We start from the raw sequence: 23,552 nt of genomic DNA, 5'->3' as shown, positions 1-23,552 counted from the left end.
TAACTTTAAGAAAAGGCCGGGGATTGAATGCAATTATTCGTGGAACTGAAATAGCGGAAAGGATGTTGATCGTGTTAACAACAATATAAAAATAAGAAGCCACCATTAAGTGGCTTCTTACGATTTATTAGAATGGTCCCCAGTTGATCGCCACACCAATTAATAAGGTGACAACACAAATGGCAAACCAAATCGCCACTACCGGCGCAACGAATTTAATCCATTTGCAGAAAGAGATATTGGCGGTGGCCAAGGCTGCCATTAACACGCCAGAAGTTGGGCTGATGGAGTTGACGATACCTTCACCCAGCAACACCGTTTGCACCGTCACCTGACGGGTTAAACCGAGGTTATCGCCGAGCGGCGAGAAGATCGGGATCAGCAAAGCGGATTCACCGGAACCGGATGAAATACCGAAATGCATCAACGCCGCGCTAATGAACATGCCCACCGCCGCAATGGCGGGATGAACCGGTGCCAGTAAATCAGACAGGAAGCCAACAATCGGATCAAGAATATTGCCCTGTTGCAACACCACGGAAATCGCGCCAGCCATACCCACAATGAAGCCGCCTTTTACCAATTGCGAGCAACCTGTAAGGAAGGTGTTGGCAATGGCAGAACCCGACATGCGACCCATCGTGCCGACCATAATCGACAGAATAATAAACATCGCCGACATTTCATTGGTGGCCCAATGTAATTGCACCGTGCCAATCATAAATACAATCAGCGTTGCGGCGCAGGTGATCAGAATCAGTTTATGCCGACCCGTAATCGTCAGTGATTCATCATTCTGCGCCGTTTGTTCTATTCGCACTTCACCATTATTTCGTGCGCGTTTCACCGAGATAATCAAATAGGTCATCACCGTTATTACGAACAATAAACAGGTAATGCCGCGCAACAACATGCCGGAGAACAGCGGCAACTGCGCCAGATGTTGAGTTAATCCGGTGGTGGCTGGACCTAATACCGCAACGTTAAAACCCGCCGCGCAGGTTAAATACACCAGCGCCATACCAATCATTGGCGATAAACCCAAAGAGCGCGCCACTAATAAACCAATCGGCACAAACGCCACTACCGAGTTTTGCACCACGCCGGTGGTGCCGAGAATGGCGAATATCACACCAAAAATGATGATAATGCGCGTATCGCTTATTTTGGTACTGCGCGACAGTGAATTAAGCGCCGTGGCAATAGCACCGGTCGATTCGATCACCGCTAATAACCCGCCGGTAAACAGAATCAGGAAAATGATCGGCGCGGCTTTGATGACACCTTGCACAATCGCCATGAAGATTTCGCCGGGATAAACGCCCGAACGCGCGACTTCATGCAAACTTCCCTTGATGGCAAAAGTGATGCCATTGCGGGTTTCATGGTCAAACTTGCCCGCCGGAATAATCCAGGTTGCCACCGCCGCCAGCACCAAAATAATAAACAGCAGCAGATAAGGACTTTGCTCGGTTTTCGCTGCTGGCGGTTGGCGCAGCGTATTTTTCTCAACATTAACCTGAGACATGCGCATCACCTCCGAGGATCAAGCCCGCCACCAACGCCGCGCGCGGAGCAATATCGGCAATAATGATATGTTCATGACGTGCATGAATACCTGCGCCGGTTGCGCCCAAACCATCCAAGGTTGGAATGCCCAACGCAGCAGTGAAATTGCCGTCGCTGCCGCCGCCAACCGCTTTGCCTTCCACCTCGAAACCAAGCTGTAAGGCAACCTGCTGCGCACGTTCCATCAGCAGCAACGATTCCGGTGTTTGACGCATTGGCGGACGTGATTGTGCGCCGCTAATATCCAGCGTGATGCCGGCTAAATGTGGCGTGATCTGGCTGATTTCGGCGTGGATGCGCTCGGCTTCTGCTTCGCTGGTGACGCGCGTATCAATGCCTAATACTGCTTTATCCGCCACCACATTGATGCGGTTGCCACCCCGCGCGATTCCCACATTGACGGTGGTGCCGCGCTCTGGCGCGTTTAAACTGTGCAAGAACATGATCTGATGCGCCATTTCTTGTACCGCGCTGATGCCCTCTTCGGGATTGTTCCCGGCGTGCGCCGCTAATCCGTTGAGGGTAATTTCATATTGTCCGGTACCTTTGCGCGCTGTTTTTAGTGCGCCCGATCCCGCCACCGCAGGCTCAACCACCAGCACTTGCGTCGATCCCAAAGCGTGCTGCGATAACCAGGCGCTGGAGCTTGGGCTACCCACCTCCTCATCGCTACCGCATAGAAACACGATGCGTTTACCCGCCAGTAAATCGTGTTGTTGCAACGCGCGCACCGCCCAGATGGCTTGCACCAGACCGGCCTTCATATCCAGCACGCCAGGGCCGTAAAGCTTGCCGTCTTCTTCACGCATTACCAACTCGCCTTCATCCCAAACGGTATCGAAATGCCCGAGTAACACGGTTTGCTCGTCACCGCTTCCCAGCGTGAATTTCAGGTGATTGCCGTAATGCGGTTGCTCATCAATCTCTGCTACCACGCCCAAACGTTTGGCAAACAGCGCTTGTAAGACTTCGCCACAACAATCCACGGCGGCCTTGTTCATTGATGGAGATTCCGCTGCGACCAATTCCTTGATATCCAGAAGAATTTCATCGGCATGTTGTTGCAGGTAATTTTTTATAGTTTTCATTTGTACTGCCCTCGCATAGTGAATCTTCGAGTATGGAGATAAAAATGCGCTTAAAAAATGGAGATAAAAGGCTATTATTGTTGACCTCAGATCAACAGATAGGAAAAACCTATGGCGATGCTGCTCTATCCAGAAAAATCCATAAGGTATCTGTATGAAGTGGGCAATTACGGCGGTATTCGTCGCGCGGCGGAAGCCCTGGATGTTGATCCCGCCGCCATCAGCCGTCAGTTATCGCAACTGGCGCGGGAGATGCAATTGCCTCTGCTGGAGCGACGTGGCCGCAATGTGGTGCTGACCGAAGCTGGCAAGTTATTGGCTGAAGATTACGCGCACACCCATCAACGGCGCAGCCAGTTAGATCGCCAGTTAAAAGATCTGCGCCATAAACGCGGCGGCTCAATCAAATTGCGCGTCGGTCAGGGCATGGTGGATGAAGTCGTCAGGCATGTTTTGCAGCCGTTTTCGCAAACTTATCCCGACGTGTTTATCGATATCCTGTCGGGCGATATGCAAACCACCGTGTCGCTGATCGCCAAAGGCGACGTTGATATGGCGGTGGGTTTTGGCCCGATTGGCCCACCCGGCCTGAAGTGTTTGAGTTTTCACCGCGGACCAATCTGTGCGGTGGTGCACAGCCAACACCCCATCGCGGATTATCCGCAAATCGAGGTGGCCGCACTGGTCAATTATTCGTTGATTGGTATGGACAAAAATTTTGGCATTCAAAGTTATATGAATGCCATGTTCAGTCAGGAAGGATTTATATTCAGCCCGGCTTACAGTTGTAATCTGTTTTCCAGCGCCATCGCCTTGAGCCAGGCTGGCATGGGCATCGCGTTTATGACCGCCAAAGTGGTTGAAGACGACCTTATCGCTAAGAACTTAGTCGCCGTGCCGATTCACCATCGCATCGCCCGTGAAAGCCAGTGCCACTTATTACGCAGCGCCGATAACCGCTTCACGCCCGCCGCGCAGCATTTATGGCAATTGCTGGTGACGTTTTTTGAAGGTACGGCGGGAGCGGTTTAATCGCTGCTTATTTGATTACAAATCTAATCAATTTTGAACTCTTAAGGATAACGCTTACCGCTCATAAACACCTCAGAGCCATCTTAAATGACTCTGAGGTGTCTGTTAAACCCGTGGCGATTTACTACTTTATGAAGGTCCTCTTTACCCGAACAGACACGGTGAAGTACGGGATCCATATCAATGCTGATATTAAACTGCGGAAGATAGGAACCAATTCATCATACCCAATTTTGACGCCAGGAATTAGCACATAGAGCGTGTAGGTATTAATCGACAATGTTATAATTATAGCGATCAAAAATGAAATATATAAATTAGGGAGCAACTTCTTTCTTTTTAAGAATTGTGATAGTGTGAACGCCGCAAATAAAAACATCACTACATAAATTGTAAGAGAAGAAATAAAAAACACCTTAGCATTTATATCTATAGATCGATAATTCTCTATAATTGCCTTAAAAGCCTCATTTATATTCAACAGGTACGAGATAGCTGAAATTATCAATCCTACAAAAGGTATGTAAAGGAGGCCGCCAATTTTTCTAAATTGTATTTCTTCACATCCTGTGCAAAACTCCCTGTCCTGCGGTATTTCTTCTCCACACTTAATGCAACCCCATTTCATGATTAAACCTTTAAATATTATTAAATGACAGTGAAATTTGATGAATATTTTTAATCGACTTGATCTTTATAGCTAATTCATTAGACTTTGTTGCCACCTTGCATTTTGCAACAAGTATCTTTTTTAGCGTATTTATAAAAACACCAAGCACAATCGGTTGTCATTTTTAAGTTATGACATATACACATAATACCATAATTAATATCAGGATTTTCTTAAAACACTTATAAAATACCATCTTCCTGATTATTTATTTTTAGAAACCAGAAAAAACCCCCCTAACACAAATATCCGGTAATTATAATCGTTGACTCGGCATCAGTTGTACAAAGGGTCATGGTTGACACGTTTAGTGATTAGAAAAATGGTTATTAAGAATCACGATTTTAGCTGTACTGATTAGCAGCTTTCTGGGAGAGATATGAACACTTCAGCAAGATTGTTACATTATAACATACTTTATGCCCAGCAACGATTGAACTGTTCCCCAAATCCACCCTCTCACTTAAGGTTGTCAATTTTCAGGCAAGTGATTGAGTTGTTTATTATAAGAACGGGGAACACATGTTTATAAAGGGTTGGGTTAAACAGTTTTATCTACCGGCGTTTATTTCGCTCTATATCGGCGTACTGCTTAACATTCCGATTTTTATCCGCCGCTATACGCAATTGCAGTTTGATAATACCCTTTCATTAGTGACTGAGGTCATCGCTGCATTTTGTTTGGTGATGCTGTTAACGTTGTTAACCTCATTAACCGGAAAATATCTGTCGCGCGTATTGATGACCATGCTGGTGATTTTCTCCAGCGCGGCCAGTTATTACATGATTTTCTTTAATATTGATATTGGTTATGGAATCATCGCCGCCGTTTTAGCCACCGATTCAGTGGATCTTTCTAAGGAATCCGTTGGCTGGCACTTTGTGCTGTGGATGGTAATTATCAACGTCATTCCGCTATGGCTAATCTGGCGCGGAATGCGCAGTAATACCGTTTCAAATATCAGCAAAAAGCGTTACTGGTCTTATAAAACCATCGCCATTGTGATTGCCGCATTAGGTTGCTGGTTACCGTTGAATTTAATGGGCAAGGTGCAGGATGAACAGGACAAGAAAAATAACCGCATGATGGCCAGCTACGGCGGCATTGTGGCCGGCACTTATTCACCGTCTAACTGGTTATCAGGCGTTGGCTTGTTGGCATACAGTTCATTCAGTCAGGCTGAAGACAACCGTAATCTATACGATCCCGCTGAACACTTTAAATACGTCCCACCGAAAAATGCGGATAACTTGTATATCGTATTTGTGATTGGTGAAAGTGCCCGCCGCGATCATATGGGTTTATACGGTTACGATCGCGACAACACACCTTATCTCGATCACGAAAAAGACCTCGTTCACTTGCAGGGTTATTCCTGTGATACCTCAACCAAGCTCTCGCTGCGCTGTATGTTTGTCAGAGAAGGCGGAGCCTCAGAAGCTCCGCAGCGCACCCTGAAAGAGATGAATGTCTTTACTGTGATGAAGAAGCAAGGTTTCTCGGAAGATCTCTATTCCATGCAGAGCGAAGCCTGGTTCTATAACAAAGTCATGGCCGACAGTTATTCAATGCGCGAATCTATTCAGGCGGAGAAGCGTAATGTCGGTAAGCCGGTGGATGATATGGCGTTAATTAATGAACTGCAGGACTCCATTCAGCGCCATCCGCAGGGTAAACATATTGTAATTCTTCACACCAAAGGTTCACATTATATGTATACCGAACGCTATCCACGCGCGTTTGCACGTTATAAGCCGGAATGTCAGGGTATTGATGATGCCTGTAGCACGCAGGAGATGATCAACTCCTACGATAATAGTCTTTTGTATACCGATTATTTTCTTAAGCAGACGTTCGATAGCCTGAAAGATAAAAATGCCATCGTGTTTTATGCCTCCGATCACGGAGAATCGATTTCCGACAATCTGCATTTCCACGGCACGCCACGCGATCATGCGCCGATGGCGCAGCGCACGGTGCCAATTATGGTTTGGGCATCCGATAAGTTTTTAAGTGACAGTAATAACAAAGCGTCATTTGCCAAACTGCAGCAACTGCAGAACAACAAAACGCCGGTATTCCATGAGAAGTTATTCGACTCGATATTAGGCTGCGCTGGCTTTACCTCACCAGATGGCGGAATTAATTCAATGCGAAACTGGTGCGATCATTCTACTCTTCAGAAGTAAAGTGACGTTTCTTGGGGAGGAACTATGACGCCAGAAATCAAAACGCAACGATTAATCCTGAAGCCACTGGAAAGCGGTGATGGGCAGGCGATGCAAATCGCCTTTCCGCGCTGGGAGATCGTGCGTTATCTCAATGCTGCCGTGCCCTGGCCTTATCCTGAAGGTGCCGCACAGAATTACGTTGATAACGTGGTGTTGCCCGCCGTTAAGGAAGGTCGAGGTTGGTGCTGGAGTATCAGACGTCAGGAGAAGCCTGAGGAATTGATCGGTCTGATCGAACTGCGCGATGCAGAAAATGATAACCGCGGATTTTGGCTGGTACCTGAGTGGCAGCAACGTGGCTATATGAGTGAAGCGTGCAACGCCGTGAATGATTTCTGGTTTAAAACGCTGGGTCGCGAAGTATTACGTGTGCCAAAAGCGGCGGTAAATACTGGCTCAGTGAAGATCTCACGTAAATCCGGCATGCGTCTGATTGAAACTGGCAAAAAAGAGTATGTCGCGGGTGTTCTCGATTATGAATTGTGGGAATTAACCCGCGATGAGTGGCTATCGAATTAACATCAAGAGGGAACGTGTTCCCTCAATGCCGTCAGTAAGCGGCTGACCAGCGGTTTGGCCTCATTTCTCCGCCATATCGCATAGAGATTCACATACAGCGCCAGCCAGGGTACTTCAACAACAATGACAGACGACGAAGCAAGCCGCGCAAGACTTCGCTGAATAAAGGTAAATCCCAGCCCTGCTTCAACACAGGAGAGCGCCGCCAGTGGTCCGCTAACCTCAAGCCGAATATCAGGCGTAAACCCACTCACTTCACACACCTCAAGCAAGCGGTTGGACACTGCCGTATTTAGACTTTGCTTATCGGCGATCCAGCGCTTCATGTGTAACTGCTCAGGTCTGGGATCCCTAATTGCCTGTTCTATTGGCATAGCCAGCACCACCGGCTCAACTAACACGCTTTGAAAGGCAAAACAGTCATCCTCTTCCGGCTCGTTATAAACCAGTGCCAGATCCAGCGCATGATTCGCTAGCGCATCGATTTGTGACTGTGAGCGTAAGGCATGGAGCTGTATATCAACTTTTGACGAGCAATTTAACCGGGCAAGGCTTTCAGGAAGTAGAAGTGAGTGAATGGCCGCTTCGACATAGCCAATATCAAGCCTGCCCGACTGACCATTCTTCAAACTTTTACCCAGTCCATTCAGACGATCATGGTGCAAAAGCAATGCCTTCACTTCTGTCAGGAACTGCTTGCCCTCGGCACTGAGATAGAGGCGTTTCTTTTCCCGATGAAAAAGTGCCACACCTAACTCATCTTCCAGTTGCTGAATTTGGCGGCTCAAGGGGGATGCTGAAATATGCAATTTCTCAGCTGCCTGACCGATGTGCTCGAGTTCGGCGACGAGAGCAAAAGAGCGCAATAACTTAATGTCCATAACTTTTCCGGTCACAACTCAGTCGAGAATGATGATAGCCACACAATAAATATTGCCGCAACATCTTAAGTAATGCGACGTTTAATTAAGCAAACAGAGTCATCTTCTATTTTTATTATCTACATTTGACGAGGTAATTTTGACGAATTTATTCAGCGCAAGGGATATCGGCAATTATAAGGTCACTGCGCTTAGTGATGGCGTGATGAAAGCCAGCCTGAGTCTGTTATCTGGAATAGCACCTGAAGCAGCGGTAAATATACAGCAACATGCCGGAATAAAAGCAGCGGATGATATCCAAATTAATAGCTATCTCATCCGTGGAGCGGGACGAATAATATTGATCGATTCGGGTATGGGAAACCTCAATCATATCGGTGGAGAATTAAGACGAAACCTCCTTTTATCCGGCATCATGCCTGACGAGGTTGATACCGTGTTGTTGACCCACGCACATCCCGATCATATTGGCGGTCTGCTGGGTGAGAATGGGCGACCCGCTTACCGAAATGCAGCACTCTACATTAGCAAAGCAGAAGCAAACTTCTGGCTGGATAATGAAAAATTAACTAGCCTGAGTGAACGCGCACTGATGAATGGTTCGCTGTTTCGTCGCACGTTCGAAGCTTATTCAACTGTTCGATTTACGGAAGAAACAGCGATTGCTAAAGATATCACCGCAGTCAGCCTACCGGGACATACGCCTGGTCACAGCGGCTACCTGATAGATTCCCGCGATGAAAAATTACTGATTTGGGGTGATATTACGCATTATCCGCATATTCAAATTGCCCATCCGCAAGTTTCAATCGCCTTTGATTACGATCCTGACCAGGCAGAGCAAACACGAAGAGCAATTCTTGAGCGCGCTTCACGAGAAAACCTATTGATTGCAGGTATGCACTTGGGCGTGTCTGGGTTTGCATATATCCGCTCCCATTCAGAGGGACATTATTTTCTGGAATATGTCTGAACCGCGAGCCGGTGTCCGCCTTAAACATACCCCATCATCCGCAGCATCGACTGCGCCTGATTCATCGCTTCCGCGCGGTGCGTCACGCCGAGTTTTTGGTACAGATTACGAATATGCGTTTTGATGGTGGTAGCAGCAACATCCAGCTCGCCAGCAATCTGGTCGTTGCTGTATCCCGAATAGATCAGCCCCAAAACCTGCCATTCGCGTTGGGTTAGCGGGCTGGTACGAATCAGTTCCGGCACATCAGGATGATTAATCAGGCGGCTAACGAAGCCTTCGTCAAAATGGGCAAACTTATGACGATGATATTTATTAATCTCGCTGAGAATGCGTCTGGCGCGATGATTATCGAGTTCATCCAGCGTGTTGAGCTGAATCAGCTGACGCAGCTGCTGCGCCATCGCTTCACCTTCGATCACAAAATGGCTGACGAAACCGGTGCTGCGCGCCAGTTTCAGCGCTTCGGTCAGCGCCTGCTGCGCTTCTGCTTTGCGCTGAGTTTGCCAGTAAATCTGATTTAGCAGCAGCAGATTGCGATTCATATCGCTCATCAGATTCAGCGCGCGCGCATTGTCATTCAGCTCATCGAGCACCACTTCGGCCTGGCTCATATTTCCCAGCAGAATCTGCGCACGCGCGACATTGCGCCACTGCCCTTGCAGGAAGTGATTGTTGGCAAATTCCGGTTTCACCGTCTGGCGCATCCAGCTACTGGCGCTTTGGCTGTCGCCGGTCATCTGCCAAAAAATCACCCTCACCTTATCGGCATTGGCAATCCAGTCGCTGTGCAGCGATCCGTTGTTAAGCAGATTCTCCAACCGACTCAAGTGGCTGCGCGCATTATCGAGATTGCCGCGCGCCAGTGAACACTGCACCAACAAACCGAGGCACTGAATCTGCTGCTGCGGCTGATAGCCTTTCAGCACTTTTATCCCTTCGCGCGCCGCCAGTTCTGCTTCGTCAAGCCGGCCCCACGCCCACAACAGTTGCGCGCGAATTCGCAGCAGGAATTCATGCATCGGGAACTGTGTCAGATGCTGCTCTTTCACCAGCACAAATGCCCGCTCCTGTATCTCATATGCGGACTGTAAAAACCCCTGCGCAAAGAGAATCTCACTCTGCTGAATCAGGCTCCACAACGCGTAATTCCACGCTTCCTCGCGGCGCGCCATCTGCTCGGTCTGGCGCATCAGCTTCAGCGAACTGCTCAGCTCGCCTTTGCAGTGCATCACTTCGCCCAATACCGACGTCGCCACGATGCAGCTGTATTGACGGCTTTCCGGCAGCGCGTCAAGCGCCAGCAACGCCAGCCGCTCGGCTTCTTCGGCGTTACCGTCATTTATCGAAACCTGCGCCAGCAGCGCGTTGAATTCGCCGCGCAGCACATCATCAATCTGTTCGCTGCAGGAGTGCTCAAAGCGCGTGAGCAAACTGCTCACCTCGGAAAACCGGTGCTGGCTTTGCATCAGCCACGCCTGTAACAGCACTAACTTTGGATTTTCCAGCAGAATTTCCCACGGCAGCGCCTTGAGAGAATCTTCCAGTAGCGTGAGTTCGCTCTGATTAAACAGCGTCCAGGCGTATTGCAGCAGCACGTCGCGCAGCATCAACGCATCACCAGCCGCCAGCGCATGATGGATCGCTTCGCCAGGGAAACCCAGCCGCATCCAGCTTTCAGCCGCCGCGCGATGCAGCGCAGGCAGTTCCGCCGCCAGTTCCCACTGACAGCGCTGACGCAAAAAACTGCCAAACAGCGGATGATAGCTAAACCACTCGCCCGAGTTATCCATGCGCTGCAAAAACAGGCCCTGACGTTCAATCTCCTCCAGCCGCATCTGCCCTTGTTCTTCGCCGGTTACGCAGGCGATCAGCGTATCGTTCATCGATCGCAGCAGCGCGCTTTTCAGTAAGAAATGTCGTGTGGCGCTATCCACGTTATTCAGCACCTCCTCAACCAGATAATCCGCCAGATGGCTGGCGTTAATGCCGGAAAGACGGCGCGCGGAATCCTGAGCGGAGCTCGCGCCCTGACGCGTCGAGAGCGCGATCAGCTGCAGCGCCGTCGCCCAACCCGCCACGTCATCGCACAGACGCCCGCTCTCTTCCGATTCCAGCGGCGTTGTCAGGCGGCAATCAAAAAACTGTTTGGCTTCGTGGTGGGTAAACGCCAGCTGCTGGCTGCCTAACTCAATCAGCTGTTCGCGCACGCGCAGGTTGGCAATGCCGAGCTGCGGCAAATTACGTGACAGCAAAATCAGCGTCACATTTTCCGGCTGATTGCGGAGAAAGAAGCGCATCGCGTCGTGAATCGCGGGATTAGTGATGTGATGGTAATCATCGATGATCAGCCAAATCGGTTGCTGCCACGCCGCCAGCTCACTGAACAACTGGGCGAATAGCGCGTTCAGATTGATGTACTGCCGTTTCTGCGCCAGCGCTTCGCTCGAGGCGCAGCCGCCCTGCGTTGCCTGCTGCAGCGCTGCGATGAGGTAATCGACGAAGCGTTCAGGCTGATTGTCGCCCTCATCCAGTGAATACCAGCCCAGATTGGCTTTCCCCGCCGCCCATTGCGAGATCAGCGTGGTTTTGCCATATCCCGCCGGACTGGTCACCAATACCAAACGGTAATTGCCCGCCGCGCCAAGTTTTTGCATCAGGCGCTCGCGCGCAACCGTGTTCTCAAGGCGGACCGGTCGGCTAAGTTTGGAGGGTATTAACATCGGTAAACGCTTCTCCCTAAACGTGGCGCATCATTATTTTACGCTTCGTAATTAATAGTCACATACGTTCAGATATTCGTTTACCTAATGCAAGCTAACCCATTAAGCAGTCTTAACAAAAGCGACGGTTATCACATTCCTGTCACACTTTAAGATTTCCCTCAGCCTCTCCTCCCCGCTCATCCTCCCCGCTGAATTTGGTGCAGGAGGAGGAGCGCGTCATGGCTGACGCGCAGAATGAAGCACATTCACCTCCGCCCTGACAGGACTGATTATGAAATTTGATCGCACCCGTTTTAAACACGCGCTAACCCGACAATGGCAACGTTTTGGTCTGCACGATGCGCAAGAGATGACGCCAAACCAATGGTGGCAGGCGCTGAGTGGCGCACTGGCCGACATGCTGGCGGAGATGCCTGCGCCACCAGCGGCCACGCCGCAGCGTCACGTTAACTACATCTCGATGGAGTTTTTGATTGGCCGACTGACCGGCAACAATCTGCTCAACCTTGGCTGGTATGACGAGGTGAACGAGGCGCTGGCCGAGTGGAATATCACGCTGAGCGACGTGGAAGCGTGTGAAACCGATCCGGCGCTGGGCAACGGCGGTTTGGGCCGGCTCGCCGCCTGTTTTCTCGATTCGATGGCAACCGTGGGACAACCCGCCACCGGCTACGGACTCAATTATCAGTACGGCCTGTTCCGCCAGCACTTTGTTGATGGTGCGCAACAGGAGATGCCGGATGACTGGCAGCGCGACAGCTATCCGTGGTTTAACCATAACGCGGCGTTAACTGTGCCGGTGCATCTCGGCGGCAAAGTCAGCACCCATAATGGCGTTGCGCGCTGGGAGCCGGCGGTGCAAATTCTCGGCGAAGCCTGGGATCTGCCGGTGGTCGGTTATCAGAATGGCGTCACTCAGCCGCTGCGCTTGTGGCAGGCGAAACATGCGCAGCCGTTTAATCTGCAGCGCTTCAATAACGGGGATTTTCTGCGCGCCGAGCAGCCGGGCATTGAAGCTGAAAAACTCACTAAAGTGCTCTACCCCAACGACAATCACGACAACGGCAAAAAGCTGCGCCTGATGCAGCAGTATTTCCAGTGCGCTTGCTCGCTGGCGGATATTCTGCGCCGTCATCAGCGCGCCGGCCGTAGCATTGCCAGCTTGCCGGATCATGAAGTGATTCAGCTCAACGATACCCATCCCACGCTGGCGATCCCCGAGCTGATGCGCCTGCTGTTGGATGAACACGCGCTGAGCTGGGACGAGGCGTGGCATATTACCCAGCACACCTTTGCCTATACCAATCACACCTTGATGCCTGAAGCGCTGGAGTGCTGGGATGTGCGCATGGTGCGCGCCCTGCTGCCGCGCCACATGCTGATCGTTACCCAACTAAATGCTCAGTTGAAGAAGCAGGTGGAAGCGCGCTGGCCGGGCGACGAAGTGACCTGGGCGAAACTGGCGCTGGTTCACAATAACCAGCTGCGCATGGCCAATCTCTGCGTCACCAGCGGCTTTGCGGTGAACGGTGTGGCGGCGCTGCACTCGCAGTTGGTGGTGAAAGATCTGTTCCCGGAATATCACGCGCTGTGGCCGGAGAAATTCCATAACGTCACCAACGGCATCACACCGCGCCGCTGGATTAATCAGTGCAATCCGGCGCTGGCGGCGTTGATCAGCCAAACCCTCGATCAGCCGTGGCTCACCGATCTCGATCAGCTGAAAGCGTTAGAAACCTACGCCGATCACGCCGCATTCCAGGCGCAGTATCGCGCCATCAAGCAGCAGAACAAGGTTGCGCTGACGCATTGGATTGCAGAACGCACCGGCATCCAGGTGAATCCTGAGGCGATGTTTGATGTACAGATCAAGCGCCTGCACGAGTACAAGCGTCAGCATCTGGCGCTACTGCATATTATCGCGCTGTGGCAAACGCTGGTGAGCGATCCGCAGGCCAACCTGACGCCGCGCGTGGTGCTGTTTGGTGCCAAGGCCGCGCCGGGTTATGTGCTGGCCAAAAACATCATCTATGCGATTAACAAAGTGGCGGCCACCATCAACAACGATCCGCGCATTGGCGATCGCCTGAAAGTGGTGTTTGTGCCTGATTACAACGTTACGGTTGCCGAGCGGCTGATCCCGGCGGCGGATCTCTCCGAGCAGATTTCTACCGCCGGCAAAGAGGCATCCGGCACCGGCAACATGAAGCTGGCGCTGAACGGCGCCTTAACCATCGGCACGCTGGATGGCGCCAATGTGGAGATCGCTGAGCAGGTTGGGCGCGACAATATCTTTATCTTTGGTCATACCGTTGATCAGGTCAGCGCGTTGCAAGCAGAAGGTTACTCGCCTGACGCGTGGCGCAAAAAAGATGCGCAGCTGGATCGGGCATTGAAAGCGTTAGAAGACGGCACCTTTAGCGACGGCGACGTCACCGCGTTCGAGCCGCTGCTGCACAGCCTGAGCGCCAAAGGCGGCGATCCTTATTTGGTGCTGGCCGATTTTCGTCACTATCTCAACGCGCAGGCACAGGCAGAAACCTTGTGGGCCGATCAGCATGGCTGGACGCGCGCCGCGATTCTCAACACCGCGCGCTGCGGCATGTTCAGCGCCGATCGCGCCATCCGCGACTATCAGCAACGCATCTGGCAGGCCGCGCGATGAACAGCACCATGACGCCAACCGCCGAAATCGCCAGCGAATACATCGACGCGCACGGCCAGCTGCAATCGGTTTCTGCCGTTACCCGCCAGCGTTTGCTGGCGGCGATGCATCCCGCGCAACCGCACGCTTCGCCGCTGCCGCCGGTATTGATCGTGCAGGAAGAACACGCGGAGATTGTGCTGCCTGCGCCCGGCATAACAGGCGAATGGCAGCTGATCGCGGAACAGGGCGAACGCTGGCAAGGTCGCGCAATCGCCAACCGGCCGATCGCTTTGCCTGCGCTGCCTTTGGGTTATCACCAGCTCAGCTTTAACGCCCAACAGCAGGCATTTCACTGCCGGATTATTGTCGCGCCCGTGCGCTGTTACGAGCCGCCAGCCATCCAGCAAGGGCAATCGCTGTGGGGCGCCTGCATTCAGCTGTATACCTTGCGGTCGGCGTCCAACTGGGGAATCGGCGATTTCAGCGACTTAAAGCAGATGCTGGTTGAGGTCGCGCAGCGCGGCGGGGCCTGTATTGGCTTGAATCCGCTGCATGCGCTGTTCCCGGCAACGCCGGAGAGCGCTAGTCCGTATAGCCCTTCGTCGCGGCGCTGGCTCAACATGCTGTATATCGATGTCGCCGCCGTTGAGGATTTTACGCTGAGTGAAGAGGCCCAGCGTTGGTGGCAGGCGACCAGCACGCAGCAGGCGCTACAGGCGGCGCGGGACGCTGAGTGGGTCGATTATTCAGCGGTCACTGCGCTCAAACTGCAGGCGCTGCGTCTCGCCTGGCAGCAGTTCAGGCAGCGCGGTGCGGATGATGGCCTGGTTGTCGCCTTTGAATGTTTTATGCAGCAAGGCGGTGAAAGTCTGCTGCATCAGGGCGTGTTTGATGCGCTGCACGCCGCACAGATCGCCGAAGACCCTCAGCGTTACGACTGGACAACCTGGCCTGCGGCGTTGCAGTCGCCCGAGAGCGCAGCGGTGCGGGCATTCCGCATCGAACACACCTATGACGTGCGCTTTTATCTGTGGCTGCAATGGCTGGCCGCGCGCCAGTTCGCTGATTGCTGGGCGGTGTGCCAGCAGCAGGCGATGCCGATTGGCTTATACCGCGATTTGGCCGTGGGCGTGGCGCAGGGCGGCGCGGAAACCTGGAGCGATCGCGAGCTTTACTGCTTGCAGGCCAGCGTCGGCGCGCCGCCGGATATCCTCGGCCCGCTGGGCCAGAACTGGGGATTGCCGCCGATGGATCCGCAGATTATGCAGGCCCGCGCCTACCAGCCATGGATTGATCTGCTGCGCGCCAACATGCACGACTGCGGCGCGCTGCGCATCGATCACGTGATGGCGCTGCTGCGACTGTGGTGGATCCCGCAGGGCGAAAGCGCGGCTGAAGGCGCGTATGTGCATTATCCCATCGACGATCTGCTGGCGATTCTGGCGCTGGAGAGCCAGCGTCATCACTGCATGGTGATTGGTGAGGATTTGGGTACGGTGCCGGAGAAGATCATCGGCAAGCTTTACCAGGCGGGCGTTTACTCCTACAAAGTGCTCTATTTTGAGCAGACGTCCAAAGTGGCGTTTCGCGCCCCCGCCCGCTGGCCGCGTCAGGCGATGGCGGTCGCCACCACCCACGATATGCCGACACTGCGCGGCTGGTGGCAAAGCGACGATTTACGGCTGGGCAGCGAACTGGGGCTTTATCCTGATAAGCAAATTCTTACCGGGCTGAATAAGTCACGCTTAGCCGCGCGCCGCGCGCTGTTCAAGAGCCTGCAACGCAGTAATTGCTTGCCCGAACAGGCCGAACCGCAGGTGATGGATCGCGCGTTAAGTGCGGCGATGCAGCGTTATCTGGCCGACAGCAATAGCGCGCTGCTGGGCCTGCAACCCGAAGAGTGGCTGGATATGGCTTCCCCGGTGAATATTCCCGGCACCACCCGCCAATATCCCAACTGGCGCCGCAAACTCAGCGCTTCGCTGGAGGCGATGTTTGCTGACCCGCAGATCAATGCGTTGTTGGCGGATATCGATCAACGGAGGCGTAATGTTTAGTCGCTATTGGTTGCCTTGCATGGTTGCAGGCCGGGGTCACTTTCGGTCCGGCAGCCTTCGCGCCGCATGCGCGGTACCTTCACTTCACTCGTCTGCCTGACGGACCGGCGGAGACGGGACTTCCCTGTCCCGGCTCCGCCTTTCGCCCGCGTCCTGCGGGCTCTCCTGGCTTCCTCGCTTCGTTCAGCGCTGCGGATCGCCTGCCCGAAAGTGACCCCGGCCTGCCAATGAGCTCGAGTGCCTGCTGTTAAATGGGCACATTGCTAGCAGCACTGGCGTATCTGCTTCGGCATAAGGGCTATCCGCAGCGCTGAGGCTTTTACGTTGAGCCAGGAGACTCACGCATGGATGCGTGAGGAAGTTCGGGGCCGGCCAGGAAGGCCGATCCCCGAATGGTCCGTCGGCACGACGTGAAAGCTGAAGGCACCGCGCTAGCGGCGCGAGGACGGCCCGTGACGAAGCAGATACGCCAGTGCCCACTCCTGAAAAAAAGGTGCGCCGAAGCGCACCAGATGGGACAAATCAGCACTGCCGGGGCGGATTACCCCTTGCCTTTAACACTGCTGATAAACACCTGTCTGGCCGACGTGGAGCCTAAACGCTCGGCCTCGTCCAGCAGCTTCAACGCCTTATCGATATTGCCCTTCTCAACGGCTTCGCGGATGTTCTGATTAAAGTAACCTTCGGTATCCGTCATGATCGGTTTAGGTTTTGCATCCGAAATCGGGGCAGCACGATAAGTCGCCGGCGCAACCGGCTGCGTATTGCCCACCGTTACCGGCGCAGGACTCGATGATCCAAACAGCGGTCCAACCAAGATGGATGAACCTGAACTGGTTTTCACTTTCAGTTTCAAGGTGCCATCGCGGCTGTGCTGCGCAATCGGATCGGGAATATCCGGCACCGCATTGCCGGTACCGCGGGCGTAGGCTTTCGCCGGATCCAATAACGTGGTGGTTTCGGTCAAATCCTTCTCGGTGGTGAATACCAGCAGATAGATCTTTTGCTGACCCAGCGCAGGCGTCAGTTTCATCACGCCTTCCAGCCGATCCGCCGCCATCACGCCCGGCTGCTGATAGGTGAAAAAGCGCGCCGGGAACCAGGCCGCCGGACGCATGTTCTCATCCAGCACCAGCACATTCGGTGCGAACACCTGATTTTGTTTCACTTCACTGCTCAGCGTAATGGTGAGTTCACCGATATTGGCTGGCAAGCTGTAGGCCGCCACCGAACCCGTCACGCCCGCTGCATTCAGGTTGCTGTGGCTCTCGCTCAGCGTAGTGACCTGCGTGCGGGAGGTATCGACCGGCAGCCAGCTCAGCGTTTGCAGGCTGGCGGCGGGGAATGTGGGCGCGGCAGAGAGATCCTGTGGCACCAGATTGACATCCGCGAGCGCCGGTAAACTTTGGCCGGCCAGCAGCGCGGCGCTCAGGCAGAGCGCAAAAACCGTTTTTTTCATTCTCATTGTATAACCTCAAAAACTGTCAGGCGGCGGCGCGAACCAGGCAATGGCGCGCCGCGCCGAAAAGAGATTGTCTCAGTTAAGCCACATGCGGGTGCATTACCACCAAATCTCCATCTGCGCCCCGAATGTCACCTCATCGTCGTTGCCACGGCTGTTGGTCAGAATGCCGTTGCCGCTGCTGTCGTTAGAAGCAAAGGAGGTCAAATCACCTGAGCTGTCTTTGCTGTAGCCCCATTTCTCATCCCACTTGGCGTAGGTCGCGAACAGACGCAGCGCCGGACGCGACCAGATGCTATCGCCCGCCTGCCACTGTTGCGCCAGCGTCACTTTGTACTGGCCGTTGCGCTCGTTAACCTGCTGCGATTTCACGTTGTCGTAGCCCACTTCAAGCAGCGTGCTCATGATTGGCGTCCATTTGTACATGGGGCGCACGCCCACGGTGTACCACTCGGTACCACGGTTGTTATCGAGATCGGTGTTCTGGTACATGGCGACATACATCAGATCCCAGCGATCGGCGAGGCTAATTGCACCGTGATCGAGTACGCGATACATGCTGCCGCTGTTGTTGATGTTGGTGCCCTGCGGCAGCCCTTTACCCTGTGAAGTCAACGCATCGGTGGCGTACTGCAGCACGAATTTGTTGTAGCCCTTCAGCATGCTCTGCGTGTGTTCGGCGGTGAACATCCAGCCATCTTTGGAGGCGTTATCTTCGAGGCGATAACCGTCACGCGCGTTGGCGCGGCCATAATCGACGCCCAGCTCCAGCACGCCGTTCGGGTTGGTTTCAAGACCTGCGAGGCGCACATCAAACACGTCGTTGGCGGTGCTGGTGGCGTAATCACGAATCTGATCGCTGGAGAAGGTGTAAGAACCGCCCGCTTCGGAGGAGCGCGTGGCGGCGAAAGAGAGTTTGCCAAAGCCGAGATCGACATCTTCCAGACCGGCACCGGGACCGGAAATATCCCAGTAGTAGAAGTCGATCATATGCACGTCATGACGCTGGTAGAAACGCTTACCGGCCCAGATGGTGGAACCCGGCAGCGATTCGATCAGGTTTTTGCCCTTGACGTTGGCCTCGCGGAACGCGGGCGAGGTCGCTTCCCAGTCATTCTGCTGAGAAACTGAATAGGCGACGTTGGTATCGAAATAGAAGCTCTTATCGCCCTCTTTCCACACTTCCTGGCCCAGCTTCAGTTCAGCGTAGGTTTCACATTCGTTGCCCAGACGGTATTTACTTTGAGCGCCGGTGGCCTGAAAACATTGCTGTTCCCCGCCGCTGCCGGTCCAGCCGATGCCGGAACGGGCATAGCCGGTAAAATCGACTGCCATCGACGGGGCAGCGAGCGTGCCTGCCGCGATAGCAACCGCGATAGGGAGTTTGCGCAGAGTTAACATTTTCTATCTCCTGAGGTCATTGCTTTTATTGTTTTGCAGGGCTAAACACCGGGTTCCTGATGTAGCCGGCGACAGGCGCTGCCATCTTCACGGAAAAGATGGCAACGCTCTGGCGGCAGGCCGATGCCCATCAGGGCGCCCTCTTCTACCAGCACGACGTCCTCCTGGCGATAAACCAGGCTTTGACGAATGGCGGGAATCTGGATGTGAATTTGCGTTTCGTGTCCCAGCTGCTCCACCACCGTCACCTCGCCTTCGAGGGTGACGTCAGCGATATCGCTGGAGAGCAGATGTTCGGGACGAATGCCTAACGACATGTTGCTACCCACCTGCACACCGGCGCTGTCGACCGGCAGCCACACCAGCTGGGTATTGGGTAAACGCACCTGAACCTGATCGATGGCGGTGGCGGTGACTTTCACCGGTAAGAAATTCATGCGCGGTGAGCCGATAAAACCGGCAACAAAACGATTGGCGGGATAGTGATACAGCTCGAGCGGCTTGCCGACCTGGGCAACGTGGCCGCCATCCAGCACCACGATCTTATCGGCCAGCGTCATCGCTTCGGTCTGATCGTGGGTGACGTAAATCATGGTGCGCTTCAAACGCTTATGCAGGCGTGAGATCTCGATGCGCATCTGCACGCGCAGCGCCGCGTCAAGGTTGGAGAGCGGCTCATCAAGTAAAAACACGCGCGGTTCCGCCACCAGCGTACGGCCAATCGCCACGCGCTGACGCTGACCACCCGACAACGCTTTCGGACGGCGATCCAGCAGATGCGCCAGCTGCAGCACTTCCGCCACCTGATTGACCCGCTGCTGGATCTCCGCTTTGCGCGTGCCGGCCAGCTTCAGGCCGAACGACATGTTCTCAGCCACCGAAAGGTGGGGATACAACGCGTAGGACTGAAACACCATGCCGATGCCGCGCTCGGCGGGCGGCACCTCATTCATGCGTTTGTCGCCAATAAACAGATCGCCGCTGGTGATGGTTTCCAGTCCGGCAATCATGCGCAGCAGCGTCGATTTGCCGCAGCCTGAAGGTCCGACAAAAACCACGAACTCGCCTTCAGCGATCTCAAGGCTGATGTTTTTCGACACCTCGGTTTCGCCCCACACCTTGGAGACACTGCGCAACGTAACGCTCGACATGATGCTTTCCTCTCAGCTTGCTATTCCTTGTCCGCAAGTCGGCGGACAGACCCCGGCGACCACTATGGGCAAGGACATCAAGGCCGACATCCTCCACCGCACGGCGTCAGCGTGGGGGAGGAGACGGGAGGAGGAGATTGCGCAGACCCGTCTGATAAAATGCCGCAGGCAACCATTTTTGTGAGCTATGACGCAGAGCAGAGCGACGATTGTGTGCGCCAGCCCGTGATAACCGGGTGGTTTTGCAACGCAGATCACATCAGGTGATAAGCAGGCGTAGAGCCGGGGAGGATGAGAAGCGGCGGCAGATACTCACAATGTGGCAGGTAAAACGATTTCCGTTTCCGCTAACAGGATGGAGTTATGACAATGAAAACCGGTGCACGCATTCTTGCCCTTTCCGCCCTGACGGCCGTGCTGTTTTCAGCTTCTGCCGTTGCAAAGATTGAAGAGGGAAAGCTGGTCATCTGGATCAACGGCGACAAGGGCTACAACGGCCTGGCTGAAGTGGGTAAAAAGTTTGAGCAGGAGACCGGCATTAAAGTGACGGTTGAGCATCCGGACAAAATGGAAGAGAAGTATCCGCAGGTGGCCGCCACCGGCGACGGCCCGGACATCATCTTCTGGGCGCACGATCGCTTTGGCGGCTATGCGCAGTCAGGCTTGTTAGCGGAGATCTCGCCGGACGCGCGCTTCCAGGAGAAAATCTTCCCCTTCACCTGGGACGCGGTGCGCTTCAACGGCAAGCTGATCGGTTATCCAATTTCGGTTGAGTCCTTGTCACTCATCTACAACAAAGATCTGCTGCCTGAGCCGCCAAAAAGCTGGGAAGAGATCGCCGCCATTGATAAGAAAATGCGCGCGCAGGGCAAGAGCGCCATGATGTTTAATCTGCAGGAGCCGTATTTCACCTGGCCGCTGCTGGCGGCGGGCGGCGCTTATGCCTTTAAGCTCAACGATGGCCGTTACGACGTTAAAGATACCGGCGTGGATAACGCGGGGGCCAAAGCCGGCATGAGCTTCCTGGTCGATCAGGTGAAGGCCAAAACGCTGAATGCCGATACCGATTACTCCATCGCCGAAGCCGCCTTCAATAAGGGGCAAACCGCCATGACCATCAACGGGCCGTGGGCGTGGAGCAACATCGACAAGAGCAAAATCAATTACGGCGTCACGCTGCTGCCTACGCTGCATGGCAAAAATTCCAAAACCTTCGTCGGGGTGCTGAGTGCCGGCATCAATGCCGCCAGCCCGAACAAAGAGCTGGCCAAAGAGTTCCTGGAAAATTACCTGCTGACCGACGCCGGTCTTGATGCGGTTAACAAAGACAAACCGCTCGGCGCGGTGGCGCTGAAATCGTTCCAGCAGACGCTGGAAAAAGATGAGCGCATTGCCGCCACCATGACCAACGCGCGCAACGGCGACATCATGCCGAACATTCCGCAGATGGCCGCCTTCTGGTACGCGATGCGCACCGCCACGCTGAATGCGCTGAGCGGACGTCAAAGCGTCGATGCGGCGCTGAAAGATGCGCAGGCACGACTCAACAAGTAATCCTCTCTACCAGAGCCGGCGCAATCCGGCTCGTTACTGGCTGTTAAGGAAAACCGCATCATGTCAGGAAAACCGAAAACAGCACGGTTCAGCGCCGTGCTGAAGGCTCTTTTTCTCGGTATCTGCTGTCTGCTGGTCGGCTATCTGCTCGTGCTGATGTATGCAAAAGGTGAATATCTGTTTGCGCTGGTAACGATGATTATCAGCGCCGTCGGCATCTGGATTTATGCCAACCGTCGCGCTTACGCCTGGCGCTATGTCTATCCCGGACTCGCCGGTATGGCGCTATTCGTACTGTTTCCGCTCGCCTGTACCGTGGCGATTGCCTTTACCAACTACAGCAGCACCAACCAGCTGACGCTGGAACGTGCGCAACAGGTGTTGCTAAGCCGTCAATATCAGGATGGTTCGGCGCTGAACTTCTCGCTTATCCCGGCGGGCGATCGCTGGCAGCTGGTGCTGACCGAAGCCGCCAACGGACAAACCTTCGTCTCGCCGGCGTTTGCTTTTGGCGGATCGCAAAAGCTGAAACTCACTAGCGCCCCGCCACCGCCGGGCGAACGTGCCACGCTGCGCATCGTCACCACCAATCGCCAGGCGCTGAACCAGATTCAGGCCGAACTGCCGGATGGTCGTATGGTGGTGATGAGCTCGCTGCGTCAGTTCTCCGGTACGCGGCCATTGTATGTGCTGCAAGCCAACGGCGATCTGAAAAATCAGCAAAGCGGCGCACTATATCAGGCCAATCGTGAAAGCGGTTTTTATCAGAACACGAGCGGCGAAGCGCTGAGTCCGGGCTTTACGGTGAATACCGGCTGGAAGAATTTCATTCGCGTGTTTACCGATGAAGGGATTCAAAAACCGTTTCTGGCGATTTTTGGCTGGACGCTGCTGTTTTCGTTTGTGACGGTAATTCTCACCGTGGCGGTCGGCATGGTGCTGGCTTGCTTAGTGCAGTGGGAAGCGCTGAAAGGCAAAGCGGTATATCGCGTGATGCTGATTTTGCCTTACGCCGTGCCTGCGTTTATCTCGATACTGATCTTCAAAGGCTTATTCAACCAGAGCTTCGGTGAAATCAACGTGATGCTGAAAGCCTTGTTTGGCTTTCAGCCCGCGTGGTTTAGCGATCCGACGCTGGCGCGCACCATGCTGGTCATCGTGAATACCTGGCTGGGTTATCCCTACATGATGATTCTCTGCATGGGGCTGCTGAAAGCGATTCCGGACGATCTCTACGAAGCCTCGGCGATGGACGGTGCCGGGCCGCTGCAGAACTTCTTCCTGATTACCCTGCCGCTGCTGTTGAAGCCGCTGATGCCGCTAATGATCGCCAGCTTTGCCTTTAACTTTAATAACTTCGTGCTGGTGCAGCTGCTGACCAACGGCGGACCGGATCGTATCGGCACTACCACGCCAGCGGGTTACACCGATTTGCTGGTCAATTACACCTGGCGCATTGCGTTTGAAGGTGGCGGCGGACAGGACTTTGGTCTGGCGGCGGCGATTGCCACGCTGATCTTCCTGCTGGTGGGCGCGCTGGCGGTGATCAATCTTAAAGCCGTGCGGATGAAATTCGATTAAGGAGACGTT

At 53.9% G+C, this 23,552-nt stretch carries 16 protein-coding genes; 8 read left to right on the top strand and 8 right to left on the bottom strand.

Annotated features, from left to right (window positions below; all coding sequences use genetic code 11):
* Window positions 1–127: 127 nt before the first annotated feature.
* Both MWH02_RS08020 and MWH02_RS08015 read right to left on the bottom strand, forming a co-directional pair.
* Window positions 128–1,528 carry a YfcC family protein gene (locus tag MWH02_RS08020; RefSeq protein WP_271460280.1) on the bottom strand — a complete coding sequence of 467 codons (1,401 nt, stop codon included), beginning with the start codon at window positions 1,526–1,528 and terminating at the stop codon, window positions 128–130.
* Window positions 1,515–2,657 carry a M20 family metallopeptidase gene (locus MWH02_RS08015; protein ID WP_271460279.1) on the bottom strand — a complete coding sequence of 381 codons (1,143 nt, stop codon included), beginning with the start codon at window positions 2,655–2,657 and terminating at the stop codon, window positions 1,515–1,517. The genes MWH02_RS08020 and MWH02_RS08015 overlap by 14 nt, the downstream gene beginning before the upstream one ends.
* A 111-nt stretch (window positions 2,658–2,768) precedes the next feature.
* Between MWH02_RS08015 and MWH02_RS08010 the strand changes: the two genes are divergently transcribed.
* Window positions 2,769–3,689 (top strand): LysR family transcriptional regulator, encoded by a 921-nt coding sequence (locus MWH02_RS08010; RefSeq protein ID WP_271460278.1) that lies wholly within the window; start codon window positions 2,769–2,771, stop codon window positions 3,687–3,689.
* Window positions 3,690–3,813: 124 nt separating this feature from the next.
* Here the strand turns inward: MWH02_RS08010 and MWH02_RS08005 are convergent, their stop codons facing one another.
* A complete protein-coding gene (locus MWH02_RS08005; RefSeq protein ID WP_271460277.1) occupies window positions 3,814–4,317 on the bottom strand; it encodes a DUF2569 family protein in 504 nt (167 codons plus the stop codon).
* 564 nt (window positions 4,318–4,881) lie between these two features.
* On the opposite strand from MWH02_RS08005, the gene eptB reads away from it, so the two are divergent.
* Both eptB and MWH02_RS07995 read left to right on the top strand, forming a co-directional pair.
* Window positions 4,882–6,549: a kdo(2)-lipid A phosphoethanolamine 7''-transferase gene (gene eptB / locus MWH02_RS08000; RefSeq protein ID WP_271460276.1), complete on the top strand. Its 1,668-nt coding sequence runs from the start codon at window positions 4,882–4,884 to the stop codon at window positions 6,547–6,549.
* A gap of 24 nt (window positions 6,550–6,573) precedes the next feature.
* Entirely contained in the window at window positions 6,574–7,110 is a 537-nt protein-coding gene (locus MWH02_RS07995; protein WP_271460275.1) for a GNAT family N-acetyltransferase, read from the top strand.
* Between the two features lie 2 nt (window positions 7,111–7,112).
* Here MWH02_RS07995 and MWH02_RS07990 read toward each other — a convergent pair whose 3' ends face one another.
* Complete coding sequence (locus MWH02_RS07990) at window positions 7,113–7,991, bottom strand: LysR family transcriptional regulator (protein ID WP_271460274.1); 879 nt, start codon at window positions 7,989–7,991, stop codon at window positions 7,113–7,115.
* 139 nt (window positions 7,992–8,130) lie between these two features.
* On the opposite strand from MWH02_RS07990, the gene MWH02_RS07985 reads away from it, so the two are divergent.
* A complete protein-coding gene (locus MWH02_RS07985; RefSeq protein WP_304623334.1) occupies window positions 8,131–8,964 on the top strand; it encodes an MBL fold metallo-hydrolase in 834 nt (277 codons plus the stop codon).
* A 20-nt stretch (window positions 8,965–8,984) separates the two neighbouring features.
* Here the strand turns inward: MWH02_RS07985 and malT are convergent, their stop codons facing one another.
* Window positions 8,985–11,687: an HTH-type transcriptional regulator MalT gene (gene malT / locus MWH02_RS07980; RefSeq protein ID WP_271460273.1), complete on the bottom strand. Its 2,703-nt coding sequence runs from the start codon at window positions 11,685–11,687 to the stop codon at window positions 8,985–8,987.
* Window positions 11,688–11,961: 274 nt separating this feature from the next.
* Here malT and malP point away from each other — a divergent pair, with 274 nt between their 5' ends.
* Both malP and malQ read left to right on the top strand, forming a co-directional pair.
* On the top strand, window positions 11,962–14,355 hold the full coding sequence (gene malP / locus MWH02_RS07975) for a maltodextrin phosphorylase (protein ID WP_271460272.1): 2,394 nt from the start codon (window positions 11,962–11,964) through the stop codon (window positions 14,353–14,355).
* Window positions 14,352–16,394 carry a 4-alpha-glucanotransferase gene (malQ, locus tag MWH02_RS07970; RefSeq protein WP_271460271.1) on the top strand — a complete coding sequence of 681 codons (2,043 nt, stop codon included), beginning with the start codon at window positions 14,352–14,354 and terminating at the stop codon, window positions 16,392–16,394. The genes malP and malQ overlap by 4 nt, the downstream gene beginning before the upstream one ends.
* 541 nt (window positions 16,395–16,935) lie before the next feature.
* On the opposite strand, the gene malM is transcribed toward malQ, so the two are convergent.
* The 3 genes from malM to malK all read right to left on the bottom strand — a co-directional run bounded on the left by malM (window position 16,936) and on the right by malK (window position 20,408).
* A complete protein-coding gene (gene malM / locus MWH02_RS07965) occupies window positions 16,936–17,859 on the bottom strand; it encodes a maltose operon protein MalM (RefSeq protein WP_192235187.1) in 924 nt (307 codons plus the stop codon).
* Between the two features lie 96 nt (window positions 17,860–17,955).
* Entirely contained in the window at window positions 17,956–19,257 is a 1,302-nt protein-coding gene (locus MWH02_RS07960) for a maltoporin (protein ID WP_222184232.1), read from the bottom strand.
* Window positions 19,258–19,298: 41 nt separating this feature from the next.
* Window positions 19,299–20,408, bottom strand: coding sequence for a maltose/maltodextrin ABC transporter ATP-binding protein MalK (malK, locus tag MWH02_RS07955; protein ID WP_101761287.1), 1,110 nt, complete (start codon window positions 20,406–20,408; stop codon window positions 19,299–19,301).
* Between the two features lie 363 nt (window positions 20,409–20,771).
* On the opposite strand from malK, the gene malE reads away from it, so the two are divergent.
* Both malE and malF read left to right on the top strand, forming a co-directional pair.
* Window positions 20,772–21,962: a maltose/maltodextrin ABC transporter substrate-binding protein MalE gene (malE, locus tag MWH02_RS07950; protein ID WP_192235192.1), complete on the top strand. Its 1,191-nt coding sequence runs from the start codon at window positions 20,772–20,774 to the stop codon at window positions 21,960–21,962.
* Between the two features lie 60 nt (window positions 21,963–22,022).
* Entirely contained in the window at window positions 22,023–23,543 is a 1,521-nt protein-coding gene (gene malF / locus MWH02_RS07945) for a maltose ABC transporter permease MalF (RefSeq protein WP_271460270.1), read from the top strand.
* Window positions 23,544–23,552 lie beyond the last annotated feature (9 nt).

The sequence above is a fragment of the Pantoea leporis genome, assembly GCF_028048155.1.
Classification (GTDB): domain Bacteria; phylum Pseudomonadota; class Gammaproteobacteria; order Enterobacterales; family Enterobacteriaceae; genus Pantoea; species Pantoea leporis.
The sequence above is the reverse complement of the archived record's forward strand: the minus strand, read 5'-3'. Positions and strand labels throughout refer to the sequence as shown.